This is a genomic window from Candidatus Accumulibacter phosphatis (assembly GCF_012939955.1).
Taxonomy (GTDB): Bacteria; Pseudomonadota; Gammaproteobacteria; order Burkholderiales; family Rhodocyclaceae; genus Accumulibacter; species Accumulibacter delftensis.
In genome coordinates this window covers 1-2,392 of sequence record NZ_SPMY01000130.1, presented here as the reverse complement: position 1 = coordinate 2,392, position 2,392 = coordinate 1, and the positions used below count along the sequence as shown (strand labels likewise).

General features: G+C 60.2%; 2 protein-coding genes and 1 pseudogene. All 3 read right to left on the bottom strand.

Annotated features, from left to right (window positions below):
• Positions 1 to 278: 278 nt before the first annotated feature.
• The gene (locus tag E4Q23_RS23075; RefSeq protein ID WP_169068653.1) at positions 279 to 1,268 is read right to left on the bottom strand and encodes a tyrosine-type recombinase/integrase; all 990 of its coding nucleotides are present in this window, start codon (positions 1,266 to 1,268) and stop codon (positions 279 to 281) included.
• Positions 1,265 to 1,850, bottom strand: a pseudogene (locus E4Q23_RS25455) (tyrosine-type recombinase/integrase). The gene E4Q23_RS23075 and the pseudogene E4Q23_RS25455 overlap by 4 nt, the downstream one beginning before the upstream one ends.
• Positions 1,851 to 2,170: 320 nt before the next feature.
• Positions 2,171 to 2,371 carry a tyrosine-type recombinase/integrase gene (locus E4Q23_RS23065; protein WP_336511767.1) on the bottom strand — a complete coding sequence of 67 codons (201 nt, stop codon included), beginning with the start codon at positions 2,369 to 2,371 and terminating at the stop codon, positions 2,171 to 2,173.
• Positions 2,372 to 2,392: the final 21 nt, after the last annotated feature.

The following is a 2,392-nucleotide window of genomic DNA, read 5'->3' as shown; positions in this document are numbered from 1 at the left end:
AGCTCGTCCGTCTCGGTTCGCACAGCGAACTTGGCCTGTGAGCAGCCGGGCTCCGTGACAAGGAAATGAAGGATACGGCGGGCGGAATCACCGATGTGGAACGGGCACTACACGTTCCACATCGACACCAAGGTGATCGACCTGGACCTTGATGCGCTCGTGGTGGGCGGCGGGGGATGACGGAGTTTTCGGCGATATGCAGAGTCCAGGAATATGCAGAATTGCAGGCGTGGGAGCCTTGTGCTGACGGCCATGTCGGCTCCCATCGCTCAGCATATTCAAGCGCCCCGCAGCGAGGCGATCAGTTTGTCTGGCGCCCGGAACCGTCCTTTTTTTAGTGAGAGCGGCACAACGGCGCTCATTGCATCCAGCTTTTCTGTTGGGTCCGCCCGCAAGTAAATTTCGGTCGTCTGGATGTCTGCATGGCCGAGCCAGAGCGAGACTTTGCGGATATCCCCCGTTGCCTGCAACACCATCATCGCGGCGCTGTGCCTCAGGCTGTGCGGCGAGATGTGCCGTTGCTTAAGCACGGGATATCGTTCGGCGGCCGTCTGAACGTATTTGTTGAGAATGTACTCGAAGCCGGATCGAGTTAGCGGCTGGCCGCGCGCATTAACGAACAACTCCGTCGCCGGCGCCGGACCGCGCACCGCCAACCACGCGCGCAAATCCACGCAAGTCTGCTTCCAGAGTGGGAGCAAACGTTCCCGACGGCCCTTGCCCATGATCCGCACATTGGGCGATGGTTGCCACTCGATCGCATTTATCGGCAGGTTGACCAGTTCCGAAACGCGCAACCCGGCGGAGAAGCATAGGTGGAGCATAGCGCGGTCGCGGATGCCGTCGTGGCGCTGGAGATCCGGCGCATTGAGAACGGTCTGCATCTCATCCATCGACAAATAACTGATCAAGTGGGAATCGGTGCGCTTCGCCGGGATCGCCAAAATGCGCCGGCTTTGTTCCAGCAGCGCCGGCACGCGATGCTCGATAAAGCGCATGAAGGACTTGATCGCCACCAAGCGGGCGTTACGCGTGCGCGGGCCATTGTGGCGCTCGGTTTCAAGGTGTTGCAGGAAGTCCATCACCAATTTGGCGTCGATCTGCTCAAGACTTAGCGCCGATGGCGTAAGCCGCAGTCGCTTGCCGGCAAACTCGAACAGCAACTGGAAGGCGTAGGCATAGCTGTCGCAAGTGTGCTCGCTCGCGCCACGTTGCAGGGGAAGGCGTTCGCGCAAAAAGGCGGTGATATGGGGGGCGATCGGTGTCATGGCGTTTGCTCCTCGAACAAGCGCTCGCATACGTCGACGATATCCTCCATCAATCGTGGCGAGCTTTCCAAATACCAGTACGTGCTGCTTGGGACTGCGTGACCAAGGTAGGTCATCAGTGCCAGCATGTGGCTCCCAATGTGGTCGCGAGCATGCGGGCAAGCTATCAGCGCATTCGACGCAAAGGTGTGACGAAAATCGATCAGCCGGGGCCTCGGCTGCCCTGCTTGGCGGGGAAGACCGCAGGCTGACAGGAGTTTGTGGAATGTCGGATACACTGCGTCGAGACTCAATGGACCGAGCTGTGTCGAGAGGAACATATGGTCATCATTGGTGGCAACTCGGCGGCGTTCGACCAGATATCGCTCCAGTGCCGCCTGGGTCGTCGAGTGCAACGGCACCAGCCGACTTTTTTTTAAACTTCGTGTTGCGGATCACCAAGCCGTCAGCGGAAATGTCCTGGAAATGGAGGCTGATGGCTTCGGAAATACGCAGCCCGGTCGCGGCCAGCAGGCCAATCAAGGTGCTGTAGGTCTGCGCCCGTAGCGTCCCTGGCGGACCAAGGTGCAGCGCTTGCGCCATCAGCGCCTGGATTTCGTTCTCGGTATACAGATAGGGGGTTGGCCGCTGCCGCCGCGCACAATACACGCCCTGCGGCGGGATCTCGTGGCGACCATCGGTAGCATGAGCAAACCGCGCAAAGCGGATGACCATCTTCAAACGGTTGCTGCGTTGCGATTCCGACCGCCCTTGCCCTGCCCAGGCGATGGCCGTCGCGGCGACTATGACGGTGTCTCCTTGCGCACTGGCGAAGCGGACAAAGCCTCGGAGGCGGTGTTCGTCATCGACGAGAGCGAAACCGGCCGCGTGGCGAACAGCCAAATAGGTATCAAGCGCGTCCTTTAGCATGATGTCGCTCCCGGCCACGGCCTGATGACTTGCTGCAATAGTCCGATGTCGACTTTGGCGTACAAGGCGGTGGTGTCGATGCTGCGGTGGCGCAATACTTCGCCAATGACCTGGAGCGAAGCGCCTTGGCGGAGCAACCCGGTTGCGCCCGAATGGCGGAAAATATGGGAACCGGAACGACAGCGCCTCGACACCGGCACGCCGGATGGCACGCG